Annotated in this window: 1 protein-coding gene; it reads right to left on the bottom strand. The window is 73.7% G+C overall.

What is annotated here, in order from left to right; genetic code table 11:
• Positions 1-35: 35 nt before the first annotated feature.
• A partial coding sequence (locus IE217_RS33335) for a type I polyketide synthase (RefSeq protein WP_190181695.1) occupies positions 36-20,253 on the bottom strand: 20,218 nt, incomplete at its 5' end.

Genomic DNA, 20,253 nt, shown 5'->3' with positions numbered 1-20,253 from the left:
TCTCGCGGCAGCCAGAAAGGCCGAGCCGTTCAACGTCAGGAGATCCCGAACTCTTTACCGATGAAGTCGAACAGGTCGTCGTCCGTCGCCGATTCGATCTCCTCGGCGACCTCGGCCGCGGCCGCCTCGTCCTCCGTTGCCTTCCGGCCGTCACCCCACTTCGCCAGGAGTTCCTGGAGGCGTGCGGTGATCTGCGAACGCCCGTCGTCATCGGGGAGGGCCACCGCCGTCAACGAGGCCTCCAGCCGGTCGAGTTCGGCGAGCAGCGGCGTCACGGCCGCCGCTCCGCCCGGGGCGATCTCGTCCCGGAGGAAGGCGGCCAGTGCGGTGGGCGTCGGATAGTCGAACACGAGCGTGGCGGGCAGCCGGACACCGGTGGCCGCGTTGAGCCGGTTGCGCAGCTCCACGGCGGTCAGCGAGTCGAAGCCGACCTCGTTGAACGACCGCGCCGGGTCCACGGCCTCCGGTCCCGGGTAACCGAGCACCGCCGCCACATGAGTGCAGACCAGATCGAGCAGCAACGCCTCCTGTTCCGCCTCAGGGAGGCCGGCCAGGCGTTCGACCAGGGCTCCCGAGGGCGCGGCGGAGGTGGCGGCCGCGGCCACTCGGCGCACGGGTACGCGGACCAGGCCGCGGAGGAGGGGCGGGAGCATGCCGGTGCCGCTGGCCTGGGCCCGCAGGCCCGGCAGGTCCAGGCGCATCGGCACCAGAAGTGCCTCGGTGGAGTGTTCCGCCGCGTCGAAGAGGGCCAGGCCCTCGTCGGCGGTCAGCGCGGTGACACCGCCACGCTCGACACGCTCGCGATCACCCTGCCCCAGCCCCGCACCCATGCCACCCGCGGTGTCCCACAGACCCCAGGCCAGCGACAGCGCCGGCAGACCGAGACCGCGGCGGTGCTCGGCGAGCGCGTCCAGGAACGTGTTCGCCGCCGCGTAGTTGGCCTGACCCGCAGCACCGAACACACCAGCTGCCGAGGAGAACAGAACGAACGCCGACAGGTCCAGCTCACGAGTCAGCTCGTGCAGGTTCCAGGCCGCATCCACCTTCGGACGCAACACCCCAGCGAGACGCTCAGCCGTCAGCGAGCCGATCACACCGTCGTCCAGGACGCCCGCCGTATGCACGACAGCGGTGAGGGGGTGCTCCGACGGTACGGACGCCAGGACCTCCGCGAGAGCCGCGCGGTCAGCCACATCACAGGCCGCCCATACGACCTCCGCGCCCAGCCCCTCCAGCTCCGCCGTCAACTCGCCGGCCCCAGGCGCCTGCTCACCCCGGCGGCTCATCAGCAGCAGACGCCGTACGCCCCGCTCGGCCACCACATGCCGGGCGAACAACCCACCAAGCTGCCCACCCGCACCCGTGACCAACACCGTGCCCGTCGAGGACCACGAAGCCGCCTCCACATCACCACCGGACGCAGCCCGGACCAGACGCGGCGCGAACACGCCCTCCGCGCGCACCGACAGCTCCTGCTCCGCGACAGCCAGCCAGGCCGGTTCGATCCCGGAAATCGACTCATCGACATCCAGCACCACCAGCCGGCCCGGATTCTCCGACTGCGCCGAGCGCACCAGACCACGCACCGCCGCACCCGCAAGACCCCGCGTCACCACCACCAGACGCGAACCCGCGAACCGCTCCTCACCCAACCACACCTGCACAGCAGCCAGCGCATCCCGCACCGCCTCGTGCACAACCCCGGCCGAGACCAACTCACCACCAGAGCACAGGCCATCGACCACCACCGTCCCCGGCACAGCCTCAAGCCCCGCCAGATCCCGGTGATCCACCAGCACCCAGCCGTCCTCCGGCCCGGCACCACCCGCCACCTCGACCGGCACCCACTCCACACCGAACAGCGACTCACCCACACCCGCGCCACCCGGACCGTCTGGGCCACGCAACTGCTCCGGCGTAACCGGGCGCAGCACCAGCGAATCCACCGACACCACCGGCCGGCCCTCGGCATCCGCCACCGACAGCGCCACCGCGTCCTGCCCGGCAGCCCGCCCCAACCGCACCCGCAAAGCCGTAGCCCCCACGGCATGCAACGAGACACCCGACCACGAGAACGGCAGACGCCCCTGACCCGTGTCCGCCAGCAACCCACCGAGCCCGATCGCGTGCAACACCGCATCCAGCAGAGCCGGATGCACACCGAAGGCACCATCAGCGCCCTCCGGCAGACTCACCTCCGCGAACGCCTCCTCACCACGCCGCCACACCGCCCGCAACCCCTGGAACACCGGACCGTAAGCGAACCCCGAAGCAGCCAGCCCCTCATACAGACCAGCGACATCGACCCCCACCGGCTCCGCACCCTCCGGCGGCCACACCGACAGATCGAAGGACGGAGACCCGGTCCGCGCACCCTGGGCGAGCAGACCGGACGCGTGCCGCACCCACGGCTCGTCCACCGTGGCGCTCTCGGCCCGCGAGTGCAGGGACAGCGTGCGGCGGCCGTCGCCGTCCTCGGTTCCGACCGACAGCCGCAACCGCACCCCACCCTGTTCGGGCAGGATCAGCGGCGCTTCCAGGGTCAGTTCCTCGATCCGGTCGCAGCCGACCTGCTCACCCGCGTGCAGCGCCATCTCGACGAAGGCGGTGCCGGGCAGCAGGACCGTACCCATGACCGCGTGATCGGCCAGCCAAGGATGCGTGTCCAGTGACAGCCGGCCGGTGAAGAGGAAGCCGTTCGCGTCGGGCAGTTCGACGGCGGCGCCGAGCAGTCCGTGGTCGGCGGGTTCGAGACCGAGCCCCGCCGGGTCACCCGAACCGCCCGCCGGGGTACCGGAGTCGAGCCAGTACCACTGCCGTTGGAAGGGATAGGTGGGCAGTTCCACGCGTCGCGCACCGCTGTCGGCGAAGTACGCCGACCAGTCGGGCGTCTGCGCCGTTCCCCGCGCGAAGGCCGTCGCCAGCGCGTAGGTCAGCGTCTCCGCTTCGGAGCGGCCGCGCCGCATCACCGGCACGAAGGCGTGACCGTCTCCGGTGACGCACTCCTGACCCATCGCCGACAGCACACCGTCCGGGCCGAGCTCGACGAAGGTGGTGACGCCCTCGGCCTCCAACGCCCGTACACCCGTGTGGAAGCGGACCGCCTCCCGCACATGGCGCACCCAGAACTCCGGCCGCGAGACTTCCTCCTCGCCCACGACCGTGCCGGTCAGGTTCGACACCAGGGGAATCGCGGGCGCCGCGTACGACAGCCCCTCGGCCACCTTGCGGAAGTCCGCCAGCATCCCGTCCATGTGCGGCGAGTGGAAGGCGTGGCTGACCGTCAGGCGACGTGTCTTGCGACCCTGCTCCTCGAAGGTGGCGGCGATGTCCAGTACGGCGCTCTCGTCGCCCGCGATCACCACCGAGGCCGGGCCGTTGACCGCCGCGATGCTCACCACGTCCGTGAGGTAGGGGGTGACCTCCTCCTCGGTGGCCTGGACGGCCACCATCGCGCCGCCGTCTCCCGGGAGTTCCTGCATGAGCCGGCCACGGGCCGCGACCAGCGTGCACGCGTCCTCCAGCGACAGCACACCCGCACAGTGCGCGGCCGCCAGCTCGCCGATCGAGTGCCCGGAGACGAAGTCCGGCCGCACGCCCCACGATTCGAGGAGGCGGAACAGGGCCACCTCAATGGCGAACAGCGCCGGCTGAGTGTACGCCGTCCGGTCCAGCAGCCCGGCGTTCTCCTCCTGGAACACCGCGTCATGCAGCGGAAGTTCGAAGCGCCCGAAGATCTCGTCCAGGGCCCGCGCGAACACCGGATACGCCTCGTACAGCTCCCTGCCCATGCCCAGCCGCTGGCTGCCCTGCCCCGTGAACAGGAACGCCAGCTTGCCGCCCCCGGTGGCCGTGCCGCGTACCAGGCCCGTGGCGGTCTCGCCGCCCTCAGCAAGGGAGGTCAGGCCCGTGAGAAGGGCGTCCCGGCCGCCCCCGACGACCGCCGCGCGGTGCTCGAAGACGCCTCGCCCGGTGGCCAGCGAGTAGGCCGCGTCGAGAGGCGTGAGCTCCGGGTCGGCTTCCATACGGTCCCGCAGACGCTCCGCCTGCGCACGCAACGCGTCACCGGTCTTGGCGGTCAGCACCAGAGGCACGCACGGCAAGCCGGAAGCAGGGGCCGTCCCGGCGGGCTTCGCCGGCTCCTCCTCCGGCTCCTCCTCCGGGGCCTGTTCGATGATGGTGTGGGCGTTGGTGCCGCTGATGCCGAACGAGGAGACACCCGCCCGGCGCGGGCGGCCGGTGTCCGGCCACTCCCGAGCCTCGGTCAGCAGCTCCACCGCGCCCGCGGCCCAGTCCACGTGCGGGGTCGGTTCGTCCACGTGCAGGGTGCGCGGCAGCACACCGTGCCGCATCGCCATCACCATCTTGATGATGCCCGCGACACCCGCCGCCGCCTGCGTGTGACCGAGGTTGGACTTGATGGAGCCGAGCCAGAGCGGCTGGTCGTCGGCGGCCCGCTCCTTGCCGTAGGTCGCGAGCAGCGCCTGCGCCTCGATCGGGTCGCCCAGCGTCGTGCCCGTACCGTGCGCCTCGACCACGTCGATCTGGCTGCTGTCCAGGCCGGCGCCGGCGAGCGCCTGGCGGATGACGCGCTGCTGGGAGGGGCCGTTGGGGGCCGTGAGCCCGTTGCTGGCGCCGTCCTGGTTGATGGCGCTGCCGCGTACGACGGCGAGGACCGGGTGTCCGTTGCGGCGGGCGTCGGACAGCCGCTCCACGAGCAGCATGCCCGCGCCCTCGGACCAGCTCGTGCCGTCGGCGGCCGCCGCGAAGGACTTGATACGGCCGTCCGCCGCGAGACCGCGCTGGCGGCTGAACTCGGTGAAGGTGCCCGGCGTCGACATCACCGTGACACCGCCCGCGAGCGCCATCGAGCACTCGCCGCTGCGCAGCGCCTGGATCGCCCAGTGCAGGGCGACCAGCGACGAGGAGCACGCCGTGTCCACCGTCACCGCCGGGCCCTCGAGCCCGAAGGCGTAGGCGACGCGGCCGGACGCGATGCTGCCGGAGTTGCCGGTGCCCAGGTAGCCCTCGACGCCGTCCGGCACGGCAGTGATCCGCGTGGCGTAGTCGTGGTACATGATGCCCGCGAAGACGCCGGTGCGGCTGCCCCGCACGGTTGCCGGGTCGATGCCCGCCCGCTCGAACGCCTCCCAGGTCGTCTCCAGCAGCAGCCGCTGCTGCGGGTCCATCGCCACCGCCTCGCGCGGGCTGATCCCGAAGAACGCCGGGTCGAACTCACCCGCGTCGTGCAGGAATCCGCCCTCGCGGGTGTAGCTGGTGCCCTTGCCGTCCGGGTCGGGGTCGTAGAGCGCCGCCAGGTCCCAGCCGCGTCCCCGCGGGAACTCGGAGATGGCGTCGGATCCGCCCAGCACCAGTTCCCATAGGTCCTCGGGGGTCTGCACACCGCCCGGGTATCGGCAGCTCATGCCGATGATCGCGATCGGGTCGTCGTCGGCGGGACGCCCGCCCGCGATGCCGCCGGAGGTCGCCTGCGCGATTGCCTCTGCCTCGCTGCCTGCGCCCAGGAACTCGGCGCGCAGGTACTGGGCGAGCGCCAGCGGCGTCGGGTAGTCGAAGACGAGGGTGGCGGGCAGCCGGGTGCCGGTGGCCGTGCCGAGCCGGTTGCGCAGTTCGACGGAGGTCAGCGAGTCGAAGCCGAGTTCCTTGAAGGCCCGGCCCGCCTCGATCGCCTCCGCCGAGGCGTGGCCCAGTACCGCGGCCACCTGGGTACGCACCAGCTCCAGCAGCGCCGCCTCCTGCTCCTCCGCCGGCCGGCCGAGCAGGCGTCGTACGGCTTCACCGGCGGCCGCGGCCGAGGCCGCACCCACTGCCGCTGTGGCCGACCGGCGCACGGGTACGCGGACCAGGCTGCGGAGGAGGGGCGGGAGCATGCCGGTGCCGCTGGCCTGGGCCCGCAGGGCCGGCAGGTCCAGGCGCATCGGCACCAGGAGTGCTTCGGCGGAGTGTTCGGCCGCGTCGAAGAGGGCCAGGCCCTCGTCGGCGGTCAGCGCGGTGACACCGCCACGCTCGACACGCTCGCGATCACCCTGCCCCAGCCCCGCACCCATGCCACCCGCGGTGTCCCACAAACCCCAGGCCAGCGACAGCGCGGGCAGGCCGAGACCGTGGCGGTGCTCGGCGAGCGCGTCCAGGAAGGTGTTCGCCGCCGCGTAGTTGGCCTGACCCGCAGCACCGAACACACCGGCCGCCGAGGAGAACAGAACGAACGCGGACAGGTCCAGCTCACGGGTCAGCTCGTGCAGGTTCCAGGCCGCGTCCACCTTCGGACGCAGCACCCCAGCGGTCCGCTCTGGCGTGAGCGAGCCGATCACTCCGTCGTCCAGGACTCCTGCCGTATGCACGACAGCGGTGAGGGGGTGCTCCGACGGTACGGACGCCAGGACCTCCGCGAGAGCCGCGCGGTCGGCCACATCACAGGCCGCCCATACGACCTCCGCGCCCAGCCCCTCCAGCTCCGCCGTCAACTCGCCAGCCCCGGGCGCCTGCTCACCCCGGCGGCTCACCAGCAACAGACGCCGTACGCCCCGCTCGGCCACCACATGCCGGGCGAACAACCCACCAAGCTGCCCACCCGCACCCGTGACCAGCACCGTGCCCGTCGAGGACCAAGAGGCGGGCTCCACCTCTGCTGTTGATCGGGCCCGCACCAGACGCGGCGCGAACACGCCCTCCGCGCGGACCGACAGCTCCTGCTCCGCGACAGCCAGCCACGCCGGCTCGATCCCGGAAATCGACTGATCGACATCCAGCACCACCAGCCGGCCCGGATTCTCCGACTGCGCCGAACGCACCAGACCACGCACCGCCGCACCCGCAAGACCCCGCGTCACCACCACCAGACGCGAACCCGCGAACCGCTCCTCACCCAGCCACACCTGCACAGCGGCCAGCGCATCGCGCACCGCCTCGTGCACAACCCCGGCCGAGACCAACTCACCACCAGAGCACAGGCCATCGACCACCACCGTCCCCGGCACAGCCTCAAGCCCCGCCAGATCCCGGTGATCCACCAGCACCCAGCCGTCGTCCGGCCCGGCACCACCCGCCACCTCGACCGGCACCCACTCCACACCGAACAGCGACTCATCCACACCCGCGCCACCCGGACCACCCGGGCCACGCAACTGCTCCGGCGACACGGCCCGCAGCGCGAGCCGCTCGACCGCCGCGACCGGCGCACCCGAGCGATCCGCGACCTCCAGCGCCACCTCGGAGGCACCAACGGGCCGCAGCCGCACCCGGATCGCGTCGGCGCCCGAGGCCACCGCGCTCACGCCCGTGAACGAGAACGGAAGCCGGCCCGGCCCGTCGCTCCCCTCCTCACGCAACCCCAGCGCGTGCAACGCCGCGTCCAGCAGCGCCGGATGCAGCACGAACCGTTCCGCGTCCGCGTCCACGCCCTCGGGCAGGGACACCTCCGCGAACACGTCATCGCCCCGACGCCACGCGGCAGTCAGCCCACGGAACACAGGCCCGTAGCCGAAGCCCGAATCCGCCAGCCCCTCGTACAGACCGGCGACATCGACGCCCACCGGCTCCGCGCCCTCCGGCGGCCACACCGACAGATCGAAGGAAGGAGTGCCGGTCGGCGCACCCTGCGCGAGTACGCCGGTCGCGTGCCGCACCCACGGCTCGTCCGCCGTGGCGCTCTCCGGCCGCGAGTGCAGAGTGAGCGTGCGGCGGCCGTCGCCGTCGTCGTCGGCGCCGACCGACAGGCGCAGCAGCACGCCTGCGTTCTCCGGTACGGCCAGGGGTGCTTCGAGGGTGAGTTCGTCGATCCGGTCGCAGCCGGCCTGGTCGCCGGCGTGGAGGGCCAGTTCGACGAAGGCGGTGCCGGGCAGCAGGACCGTGCCCATGACCGCGTGGTCGGCGAGCCAGGGGTGGGTGCGCAGGGACAGCCGGCCGGTGAGCACGACCGCGCCCGTCTCGGGCAGTTCGACGGCGGCGCCGAGCAGCGGGTGGTCGGCGGTGCCGAGGCCGGCCGCCGAGACGTCGCCCCGCGCGGATCCGGCGTCGAGCCAGAACAGTTGCCGCTGGAAGGCGTACGTCGGCAGGTCCACCCGGCGCGCGCCGGTGCCGGCGAAGGGGGCCGCCCAGTCGGTGGCCGCGCCCCGGACGAACGCCCGGGCGACGGCGGTGGTCAGCGTGACCGCCTCGGCGCGTCCGCCGCGCAGCGCGGGTACGAGCACGGCGTCGAGGGTGTTCCCGGAGGTCACGTCGTTCACGGTGTCGTCGTGGTTCAGGCACTCCTGCGCCAGCGCGCAGAGCACGCCGTCGGGGCCGAGTTCGACGTACGTCGTGACGTTCTGCGCCTCGAGCGTGCGCACGCTGTCGTGGAAGCGGACCGCCTCGCGTGCGTGGCGTACCCAGAAGCCGGGGTCGGTCAGTTCCCCGGTGGAGGCGAGGGCGCCGGTGAGGCCGGTGACGACGGGGATCTGCGGGGCGTGGTAGGTCAGGCCGGCCGCGATCTCGCGGAACGGCTCGAGCATCGCGTCCATGTGCGGGGAGTGGAAGGCGTGGCTGACGCTGAGGCGCTTGGTGCGCCGGCCCTGCCGCGCGAAGGACTCGGCGAGACCGGTCACGGCGTCCTCGTCGCCGGCGATCACCACGGAGTCCGGGCCGTTGACGGCGGCCAGGCCGACGCCCTCGGTGAGCAGCGGCGCGACCTCGGCCTCGGTGGCCTGGACGGCCACCATGGCGCCCCCGGCGGGCAGTTGCTGCATCAGTCCGCCGCGTGCCTCCACCAGTGCGCAGGCGTCCTCGAGTGAGAGCACGCCCGCGCAGTGCGCGGCGGCGAGGTCGCCGATCGAGTGCCCGGCCAGCACGTCGGGCCGCAGGCCCCACGACCGGACCAGCCGGAACAGCGCCACTTCGAGTGCGAAGAGGGCGGGCTGGGTGCGGGCGGTCTGGTCCAGCGCGGCCTGGTCGTCGCCGAACAGGACGTCCAGGAGCGGTAGTTCGAAGTGGGCGGCGATCTCGTCCAGCGCCTCGCGGAAGACGGGATACGTCTCGTACAGCTCGCGGCCCATGCCGAGCCGCTGGCTGCCCTGGCCGGTGAACAGGAACGCCAGCCTGCCGTCGCCCACCGTGCCGCGCACGGCCGCGGTGCCGGCGCCCTCCATGACGCCATCGGTGACCTCGGCGCCTTCGGTGGCCTCGGCCAGTGCCGTCAGGCCGCGCAGTGCCTCGTCCCGGTCGGCCGCGACGACGACCGCGCGGTGTTCGAAGACGGACCGGCCGGTGGCCAGGGAGTAGCCCGCGTCGGCAGGCGCGATTTCCGCGTCGGCCGCCATACGGTCCCGCAGCCGCTCGGCCTGGGCGCGCAGCGCGCCCGCGGTCTTGGCGGTCAGCACCAGCGGTACGGGCCGCGCCGGCGCCGCCTGTCCTGCCTCCCCCGGCGCCTTCGGCTCGTCCTGCGCCTCGGGCTGTTCGATGATGGCGTGCGCGTTGGTGCCGCTCATGCCGAAGGAGGAGACGCCGGCCCGGCGCACGCCCTCCCTCCGCGGCCACTCGCGCGCCTCGGTGAGCAGGGAAACCGCGCCCGCCGACCAGTCGACGTGCGGGGTGGGCTCGTCCACGTGCAGGGTCTTGGGCAGCACGCCGTGCCGCATCGCCATGACCATCTTGATGATCCCGGCCACGCCCGCGGCGGCCTGCGTGTGCCCGAAGTTCGACTTGACGGAGCCGAGCCACAGCGGCCGGTCCTCGTCGCGGCCCTTGCCGTAGGTGGCGAGCAGGGCCTGTGCCTCGATGGGGTCGCCGAGGGTCGTACCCGTACCGTGCGCCTCCACCGCGTCGACATCCGCGGCCGACAACCCCGCGGACGCCAGCGCCTGCCGGATCACCCGCTGCTGCGAGGGACCGTTCGGCGCCGTCAGACCGTTGCTGGCCCCGTCCTGGTTGACGGCCGTGCCGCGCACGACGGCCAGCACCTGGTGCCCGTTGCGGCGGGCGTCGGACAGCCGCTCCACCAGGAGCATGCCCACGCCCTCGCCCCACGCCGTGCCGTCGGCGGCCGCGGCGAAGGGCTTGCAGCGGCCGTCGGCGGCCAGTCCGCGCTGTCGGCTGAACTCGGTGAACACCTCGGGGGTGGTGATGATGGTGACACCGCCGGCCAGCGCCAGCGTGCACTCGCCGTTGCGCAGGGCCTGCGCGGCCAGGTGCAGCGCGACCAGCGAGGACGAGCAGGCCGTGTCGACGGTGACCGCCGGGCCCTCGAAGCCGAAGGTGTAGGAGACGCGGCCGGAGGCGATGCTGCTGGAGCCGCCGGTGCCGAGGTAGCCCTCGACGCCTTCGGGTACGGCGTTGAGCCGGGACACGTAGTCGTTGTGCATCTGGCCGACGAACACGCCGACCTGTCCGCCGCGCAGCGCGGCCGGGTCGATGCCCGCCCGTTCGAACGCCTCCCAGGAGGTCTCCAGCAGCAGTCGCTGCTGCGGGTCCATAGCGAGGGCCTCGCGCGGGTTGATCCCGAAGAAGGCGGGGTCGAAGTGGTTGGCGTCGTAGAAGAAGCCGCCTTCGCGGGCGTACGACGTGCCGGGGCTGTCCGGGTCGGGATCGTAGAGGCCGTCCAGGTCCCAGCCGCGGTCCACGGGCAGGTGGGAGATGCCGTCCCGGCCCTCGGCGAGCAGGGTCCACAGGTCCTCGGGGCTGCGTACGTCGCCGGGGAAGCGGCAGCTCATCGCGACGATGGCGATCGGGTCGTCGTCCGCGGCGGAGCCCGCTCGCGCCCGGCCGGGGGTCACCGTTCCCGCGATCGCATCGGCGTCGGAACCGGCGTCGGCGCCGAGGAGTTCGGTGCGCAGCCAGGCGCCGAGCGCCGTGGGCGTCGGGTAGTCGAAGACGAGGGTGGCGGGCAGGCGCAGTCCGGCGGCGGCGCCGAGGCGGTTGCGGAACTCGACCGCGGTGAGCGAGTCGAAGCCGAGATCCTTGAACGCGCGGGCCGGTTCGACCGCGTCGGGCGAGGCGTGCCCGAGTACGGCGGCGACCTGGGCGCGTACCAGGTCGAGCAGTTCCTGGTCCCGTTCGGCCTCGGGCAGTCGCAGCAGGCGCTCGCGCAGCGAGGTGCCCGAGCCGGTGCCGCGGGCCTCCACGGCACGTCGGGCGGGGCCGCGCACGAGTCCGCGCAGCAGGGCGGGGACGGAGGCCGCGTCGGCGTCGCGCAGCGGCGCGAGGTCCAGGCGCATCGGGACGAGCAGCGCCTCGCCGGTGCGGTGGGCGGCGTCGAGGAGGGCGAGGCCTTCCTCATTGGCGAGGCCCAGTACCCCGGAGCGTGTCATACGGGACTTGTCGGCGTCGTCGAGTTCGCCGGTCATGCCGCTCGCCTCGGCCCACAGGCCCCAGGCGAGGGAGGTGGCGGCGAGGCCCTGGGCACGGCGGTGCTGGGCGAGGGCGTCGAGGAAGGCGTTGGCGGCCGCGTAGTTGGCCTGTCCCGCGCCGCCGAACGTGCCGGCGGCCGAGGAGAACAGCACGAAGTCCACCGGCTCTTGTGCGCGGGTGAGTTCGTGCAGGTTGACGGCCGCGTCGGCCTTGGGCCGCAGGACGCGGTCGAGGCGTTCGGGGGTGAGGGAGCCGACGACGCCGTCGTCGAGGACGCCCGCGGTGTGCACCACGGCGGTCAGCGGGTGCTCGGCCGGGATGGCGGCCAGGAGTGCGGCGAGCGCGTCGCGGTCGGCGGTGTCGCAGGCGGCGACGGTCACCTCCGCGCCCAACTTCTCCAGTTCGGCGACGAGTTCGGCCGCTCCCGGCGCGTCCGTGCCGCGTCGGCTGGTCAGCAGCAGGTGCCGGGCGCCGCGCGCGGTGACCGCGTGCCGGGCGACCAGGCCGCCCAGGGTTCCGGTACCGCCTGTGATCAGTACGGTGCCGTCCGGGTCCCACTCGGCGGGGACGGTCAGGACGACCTTGCCGACGTGCCGGGCCTGGCTGAGGTGACGGAAGGCGTCGGGCGCCCGCCGCAGGTCCCACGCGGTGATCGGCGGCGGGGTCAGCGCGCCGCGCTCGAACAACTCCAGCAGCTCGGTGAGCATCTCCTGGATGCGGTCGAGGCCGGCCTCGACGAGGTCGAACGCCCGGTAGGTGACGCCCGGATGGGCGGCGGCCACCTCCTCGGGCGAGCGCACGTCGGTCTTGCCCATCTCCACGAACCGGCCGCCGCGCGGCAGCAGTCGCAGCGAGGCGTCCACGAACTCCCGCGCCAGCGAGTCCAGTACGACGTCGACTCCGCGCCCGTCGGTGGCCTCGCGGAACGCGTCCTCGAAGTCCAGGGTGCGGGAGGAGGCGATCCGCGCGTCGGGCAGGCCGAGGCCGCGCAGGGTGTCCCACTTGCCCTCGCTCGCCGTCGCGAACACCTCGGCGCCCCAGTGCCGGGCCAGCTGCACGGCTGCCATGCCCACACCACCGGCCGCGGCGTGCACCAGCAGCGACTCCCCGGCCCGCAGTCCGGCGAGGTCGCGCAGGGCGTAGTACGCCGTCATGAAGACGATCGGCACGGCCGCCGCCTCGGCGAACGTCCAGCCATCGGGCATCGGCGCGATCATGCGACGGTCGGCCACGACGAGCGGACCGAAGCCGCCGGGCAGCATGCCCATCACCCGGTCGCCCACGGCGAGATCGGTGACACCGGGGCCCGTCTCCACGACGACGCCCGCGCCTTCGCTGCCCATCAGGCCCGCGTCGCCCGGGTACATGCCGAGCGCGTTGAGCACGTCACGGAAGTTCAGGCCGGCCGCGCGGACCGCGACCCTGACCTCGCCCGGCCGCAGCGGCTCGGTCGCCTCCGGGCAGGGGATCAGGGTCAGGTTCTCCAGGGTGCCCTTGTCGCGGATGTCCATCCGCCAGGCCCGCTCCCCCGCCGGGGGCACCAGCGCCCCGCCGGACGCCACCCGGGCCAGCCTCGGCGCGTGCACCGCGCCGCGCCGCACGGCGAACTGGGGCTCGCCGGTCGTCAGCGCGGCCGGCAGTGCCTCGTGGGACCCGCTGTCGGTGTCGAGGTCGGCCAGCACGAAACGGTCGGGGTTCTCCGACTGCGCGGAGCGGACCAGCCCCCACACCGCCGCGAGGGCGGTGTCCCGCACATCCGGGTCGGACTGCGTGGCCACGGCGCCGCGGGTGACGAACACCAGCCGGGACGCGGCGAACCGCTCGTCCTCCAGCCACGCCTGGACGATGCTCAGCGCCTCATGGGTGGCCTCGCGCACGGCGGTCGCCGAGGGCTGACCGGCGGTGGAGCCGGCTCCCGGAGCCACGAGGAGCCAGTCGGGCGCCTCCGCCCCGGCGTCGATCGCGGCGCGCAGCGCGACGAGGTCCACGTGCGTGGCGTACGGCGACGGAAGCGGGAAGTCCCAAGTCCCCAGTACGGCAATGGAGTCGGCGCCGGCGCCCGTCGCAGTGGCCGGGACCGGCACCGTGGCCCAGTCCAGGCGGAACAGCGACTCGTGGTGACCGGAGCGGGCGCCGGCGAGCTGGTCGGCGTTCACCGGGCGCAGCGTCAGGGCGGCGACAGAGGCCACCGGCTCACCGTTCACATCGGCCAGTTCCAGGGTCACCGCGTCGTTGCCGGCCGGTGCGAGCCGGACGCGCACGGCGCCGGCGCCGGCCGCGTGCAGCGACACCCCGCGCCACGAGAACGGCAGACGGCCCTCGCCGCCGCCCTCGCCTTCGCCGTCCTTCCGTACGAAGGTGCCGTGCAGCGCCGAGTCGAGCAGCGCCGGGTGCAGGCCGAACAGCCCTGCCTCGGACTGCCGTTCCTCCGGGAGCCGCACCTCGGCGAAGACCTCGTCCCCGCGCCGCCAGGCGGCCGTGAGCCCCTGGAACACCGGCCCGTAGGCGAAGCCTCCCGAGGCCAGGTGCTCGTACAGGCCGCTCACGTCGACGGCCTCGGCACCCGGGGGCGGCCACTCCTCCCCCGTCGTACCGGCCGACGGCTCGGGCGCGGCGGGGGCGAGCAGACCGGCGGCGTGCCGGGTCCACGGCTGGTCGGCGGGCGCGTCCTGGGCACGTCCGTACAGATCCACCGTCCGGCGCCCGTCCTCGTCCGGCGCCCCGACCACCAGCTGGAGCTGGGTCGCGCCGTGCTCGGCAAGGACCAGCGGTGCTTCGAGGGTCAGCTCCTCCAGGTGGTCGCAGCCGACCTGGTCCCCGGCCCGGATCGCCAGCTCGACGAAGGCCGTGCCGGGCAGCAGCACGGTGCCCATGACTGCGTGGTCCGCCAGCCAGGGATGCGTGTCGAGGGACAGCCGTCCAGTGAACAGGAACCCGTCACTGTCGGCCAACGGCACGGCGGCGCCCAGCAGCGGATGCCCGGCCGCCTCCAGCCCGGCGGACGTCACGTCCCCGGTCCAGCCGGCGGGGGCCTCCAGCCAGTAGCGCTCGCGCTTGAAGGCGTAGGTCGGCAGGTCGACGCGCTGGGCGCCGGTGCCGGAGTAGTACGCCTGCCAGTCGATCGCGATGCCCCGGGTATGGGCGTGGGCGAGGGCCGTGGTGAGCGTTTCGGCTTCGGGGCGGTCCTTGCGGAGGAGGGGGAGGAAGGCGAGGGCGTCGGTGACGGTGACGGATTCCTGGGCGAGGGCGGAGAGGGTGCCGTCCGGGCCGAGCTCGATGAAGGTGGTGACGTTCTCGGCTTCGAGGGTGCGGATGCCGTCGTGGAAGCGGACGGCTTCGCGGACGTGGCGGACCCAGAAGTCGGGGGTGGTGATCTCCTCGGCGGTGGCGACGGTGCCGGTGAGGTTGGAGACGACCGGGATGCGGGGGGTCTCGTAGGACAGGCCCTCGGCCACCTGCCGGAAGGCGTCCAGCATGCCGTCCATGTGCGGGGAGTGGAAGGCGTGGCTGACGGTGAGGCGCTTGGTTTTGCGGCCCAGCTTTTCGAAGGTGGCGGCTATGTCGAGTACGGCGGTTTCGTCACCGGCGATCACGACGGAGGTCGGGCCATTGACAGCCGCGATGCTCACGGCGTCCGCATCGGTGAGGTACGGGGTGACCTCCTCCTCGGCGGCCTGGACGGCCACCATCGCCCCGCCGCCCGGGAGTTCCTGCATCAGGCGACCACGCGCCGCGACCAGCGTGCACGCGTCGTCCAGCGACAGCACACCCGCACAGTGCGCGGCCGCCAGCTCGCCGATGGAGTGACCGGAGAGGAAGTCCGGGCGCACACCCCACGACTCGAGCAGCCGGAACAGCGCCACCTCGATGGCGAACAGCGCGGGCTGGGTGTAAGCCGTCTGGTCGAGTGGCCGGGCTTCCTCCCCGAAGACGGTTTCCCGCAACGGCAGTTCGAACCGCTCGAATACCTCATCCAGCGCCCGCGCGAACACCGGGTACTCGCCGTACAGCTCCCGGCCCATGCCCAGCCGCTGACTGCCCTGCCCGGTGAACAGGAACGCCAGCTTCCCGGTCGTGACCGACCCGGTCACCACCCCCGCCGCGCTCCGGCCCTCCGCCAACGCCTCAAGACCCGCCAGCAGCCCGGCCCGGTCACCGCCCACCACCACCGCACGCCACTCCAGCGCGGCACGGGTCATGGCCAACGAGTAAGCGACATCTGCTACTTCGGCCCCGGCGTCAGCCGCGACCCGCTCCCGCAGCCGCTCCGCCTGCCCCCGCAACGCATCCTCACCGCGCGCCGACAGCACCCACGGCACCACCGGCAGCCGCGTCAGGGACCCGCCGTCGGAAGGCTCGGCGGTTTCCGGCTCGGAGGGCTGTTCGATGATGGCGTGGGCGTTGGTGCCGCTGACGCCGAAGGAGGAGACGCCGGCGCGGCGGGCTCGGCCGGTCTCCGGCCATTCCCTGGCCTCGGTGAGCAGCGAGACCGCTCCCGCGGACCAGTCGACGTGGGTCGAGGGCTCGTCCACGTGCAGGGTCCGCGGCAGCACGCCGTGCCGCATCGCCATGATCATCTTGATGATGCCCGCGACGCCCGCGGCGGCCTGCGTGTGCCCGATGTTCGACTTGATCGAGCCCAGCCAGAGGGGCTGGTCCTCGGCGGTCCTGTCCTTGCCGTAGGTGGCGAGGAGCGCCTGCGCCTCGATGGGGTCGCCCAGGGTCGTACCCGTACCGTGCGCCTCCACCGCGTCCACGTCCGCGGCCGACAGGCCGGCCGACGCCAGCGCCTGCCGGATGACGCGCTGCTGGGAAGGGCCGTTCGGGGCCGTGAGGCCGTTGCTGGCGCCGTCCTGGTTGATCGCCGTGCCGCGGACGACCGCGAGCACGGGGTGGCCGTTGCGGCGGGCGTCGGACAGGCGCTCGACGAGGAGCATGCCGGCGCCCTCGGACCAGCCGGTGCCGTCGGCGTCGTCCGAGAAGGACTTGCAGCGGCCGTCGGCGGCCAGGCCGCGCTGGCGGCTGAAGTCGACGAAGGTGTCGGGGGCCGCCATGACGGTGACGCCGCCGGCCAGGGCGAGGGTGCACTCGCCGGTGCGCAGGGCCTGCGCGGCGAGGTGCAGCGCGACGAGCGAGGACGAGCAGGCGGTGTCGATGGTGACCGCCGGGCCCTCCAGGCCGAGGGTGTAGGCCACGCGTCCGGAGGCGACGCTGCCGGCGGTGCCGGTGCCGAGGTAGCCCTCCAGGCCCGCCGGGACGGCGGGGAGGCGGGTGAGGTAGTCGTGGTACATCACGCCGGCGAAGACGCCGGTGCGGGTGCCGCGTACCGAGGTGGGGTCGATGCCGGCCCGCTCGAACGCCTCCCACGAGGTTTCCAGGAGCAGCCGCTGCTGCGGGTCCATGGCGAGGGCTTCGCGCGGGTTGATGCCGAAGAAGCCGGGGTCGAAGTCGGCGGCGTCGTGCAGGAAGCCGCCCTCGCGGGTGTAGCTGGTGCCGGCGAGGTCGGGGTCGTCGCTGTGCAGGGCGTCGAGGTCCCAGCCGCGGTCGGTCGGGAACGGGGAGACGGCGTCGCCGCCGTCGAGGACGAGCCGCCACAGGTCCTCGGGGGTGCTGACGCCGCCGGGGTAGCGGCAGCTCATGCCGACGATCACGATCGGGTCGTCGTCCGTCGCCGTGGTGGCCGTCGTCGCCGTACGGGCCACGGCGTCGGCGTCGGCGTCGGCGTCGGGGCCGAGGATCTCGGTGCGCAGGAAGGAGGCGAGGACGGCGGGGGTCGGGTAGTCGAAGACCAGGGTGGCGGGCAGGCGGACGCCGGTGGCCGCGTTGAGCCGGTTGCGCAGTTCCACTGCGGTCAGCGAGTCGAAGCCGAGTTCCTTGAACGCGCGGTTCGCGTCGACCGACTCCGGGCCCGCGTGACCCAGTACGGCGGCGACCTGGGCGCACACCTGTTCCGTGAGCAGGCGGTCGCGTTCGGCGGGGGTGAGGGCGCGCAGGCGCTCGGCGAGGCCGCCGGCGGCCGCGGGGCCCGTGGCCGTCACGGTGCGGCGGGCGGGGGTGCGGACCAGGCCGCGCAGCATGGCGGGCACCGACGCGGGGTCGGCGTGGCGCAGGGAGGCCAGGTCCAGGTGCATGGGTACGAGCGCGGGGTCGCCCACGGCGAGGGCGGTGTCGAGCAGCGTCAGGCCCTGCTCGGAGGAGAGGGCGGCGACTCCGGCGCGGCTGATGCGCTGGAGGTCGGTGTCGTCCAGCTCGCCGGTCATGCCGCTGCGTTCGGCCCACAGTCCCCAGGCGAGGGCGGTGGCGGGGCGGCCCTCGGCGCGGCGGCGCTGGGCGAGGGCGTCGAGGAAGGCGTTGGCGGCGGCGTAGTTGGCCTGGCCGGGGCCGCCGAGGGTGCCGGCGGCGGCGGAGAACAGGACGAACGCCGACAGGTCCAGGTCGCCGGTGAGTTCGTGGAGGTTGAGGGCGGCGTCGACCTTCGCGGGCAGCACGCGGTCGACGCGCCCGGGGGTGAGTGATTCGACGACGCCGTCGTCGAGCACGCCGGCGGTGTGCACGACGGCGGTCAGCGGGTGCTCGGCCGGGACGGTGGACAGCAGTGCGGCCAGTGCCGCGCGGTCGGCCACGTCGCACGCGGCGAGGGTGACCTCGGCACCCAACTCCTCCAGCTCGCTGACGAGCTCGGCGGCACCCTCGGCCTCGGGTCCTCGTCGGCCGGCCAGCAGCAGGTGTCGTACGCCGTGTTCGGTGACGAGGTGGCGGGCCACCAGGGCGCCGAGGGTGCCGGTGGCGCCGGTCACCAGGGCGGTGCCCTCCGGGTCCAGGGCGGGGACGGTGTGGGCGGGGTCGGCGGCGACCCGGCTGAGCCTCGGCAGCCTCACCGCGCCCTCCCGCAGGGCCAGTTGGGGCTCGCCCATGGCCAGGGCGGCGGGCAGGGCCCGGTGGGAGGCTTCGTGGTCGTCGATGTCCACGAGCACGAAGCGGTCCGGGTGCTCCGACTGCGCCGAGCGCAGCAGGCCCCACAGGGGCGCGTGCGCCAGGTCGGGCACGTCGGCGCCGGGTCCGGTGCCGATCGCGCCACGGGTGACGAGGACGAGCCGCGATGCGGAGAAGCGGTCGTCCGCGAGCCACTCCTGGACCAGGGCGAGCGCCCGGTGCAGCGCGGCGCGGACCTCGGCGGGCAGCGGCTGGGAATCGACAGCGGGGGCCTCGGGCGTGCCCGTGGTGGCGAAGGGCACCACGACCGCCTGCGGCAGCGGTGCTCCGGCGGCCAGCGCCTCGCCCAGTCCGGCCAGGCCCGGGTAGGTCACGGCGGTCGGCAGCGCCTCGGCGAGCGCGGCCGGGAGCCTCGTACCCGAGCCCGCCTCCGTCTTCGCCCCGGTGCCTGCTTGGGTGTCGGTGCCGGTGCCAGCGCCGGAGCCGGTTTCGTCGGCCAGCAGTGCCCACTGGCCGGCCTCGACGGTGGTCATGGCCGGCAGCGGCGCGTCGGTCCACTCGACGCGGAACAGCGACTCGTGGAAGGCGCCGCGCACGGCGTGGGAGCGGACCTGGTCCGGGGAGACCGGGCGCAGCAGCAGCGCGTTCACGGAGGCGACGGGCATGCCCTCGTCGTCGGCGAGGGCGACGGCCACGGTGTCGTGTCCGGCCGGCGAGAGGCGGACGCGCAGGGAGGCGGCGCCGACCGCGTGCAGGCGGATACCGCTCCAGGAGAAGGGCAGCCGGCCGTGTTCGGTCTCCGTCAGCAGGTCGCCGACGCCGACCGCGTGCAGGGCGGCGTCCAGCAACGCGGGGTGCAGGCCGAAGAGTTCGGCGTCCTGCTGAGCCTGCTCGGGGAGCCAGACCTCGGCGAAGACCTCGTCGCCGCGCTGCCACACGGCCTTCAGCCCCTGGAACACGGGGCCGTAGGCGAAGCCGGACTCGGTGAGGTAGTCGTAGAGCCCGTCGATCGCCACCTCCTCGGCTCCGGCCGGCGGCCACTGGGCGAGGTCGGAGGAAGACGGGACAGCGGAGACGTCCCGGGTGAGGACGCCGGTGGCGTGCCGGGTCCAAGTGGTATCCGCCCAGGCGTCGTCGGCGTCCTCGGGGCGTGAGTGCAGGGTCAGCCGGCGGCGGCCGGTCTCGTCGGGCGCGCCGACCGCGAGCTGCAACTGCACCGCGCCCTGCGGCGGCAGCACGAGGGGTGCCTCGAGGGTGAGTTCCTCCAGCAGGTCGCAGCCCACCTGGTCACCCGCGCGCAGCGCGAGTTCCACGAAGGCGGTGCCCGGCAGCAGCACGGTGTCCATGACCGCGTGGTCTGCCAGCCAGGGGTGGGTGCGCAGCGACAGCCTGCCGGTGAACAGGAGCCCGTCCGCGTCCGCGAGGGCGACGGTGGCCCCCAGCAGCGGGTGGTCGGCGGCGCCGAGCCCGGCGGAGGTGACGTCGCCCGCCCAGGAGGCCGGCGGCTCGGGCCAGTACAGCTCGCGCTGGAAGGCGTACGTCGGCAGGTCGACGCGACGGGCGCCGCGCCCGGCGAAGACGGCGGCCCAGTCGATACGCGCGCCCCGGACGTGCGCCTCGGCCACGGCGGCCGTCAGCGCCTGCGCCTCGGGGCGGCCCTTGCGCAGCAGGGGCGCGAAGGAGGCGCCCGGACGCGTCACGCAGTCCTGGGCCATCGCCGACAGCACGCCGTCGGGGCCGAGTTCGAGGTAGACGGTGACGTCCTGCTCCTCCAGGTACCGCACACCGTCGAGGAAGCGCACCGCTTCCCTCACGTGCCGCACCCAGTACGCGGGGTCCGTGATCTCGTCGGCGGAGAGCGAGGCACCGGTGAGGTTGGAGACGACGGGGATGACCGGCGGGTGGTAGGTGACCCGGCCGGCGACTTCCCGGAACGCCTCCAGCATGGCGTCCATGTGCGGGGAGTGGAACGCGTGACTG

It is taken from the genome of Streptomyces naganishii JCM 4654, assembly GCF_014650575.1.
GTDB classification, from domain to species: Bacteria; Actinomycetota; Actinomycetes; order Streptomycetales; family Streptomycetaceae; genus Streptomyces; species Streptomyces naganishii.
The sequence above is the reverse complement of the archived record's forward strand: the minus strand, read 5'-3'. Positions and strand labels throughout refer to the sequence as shown.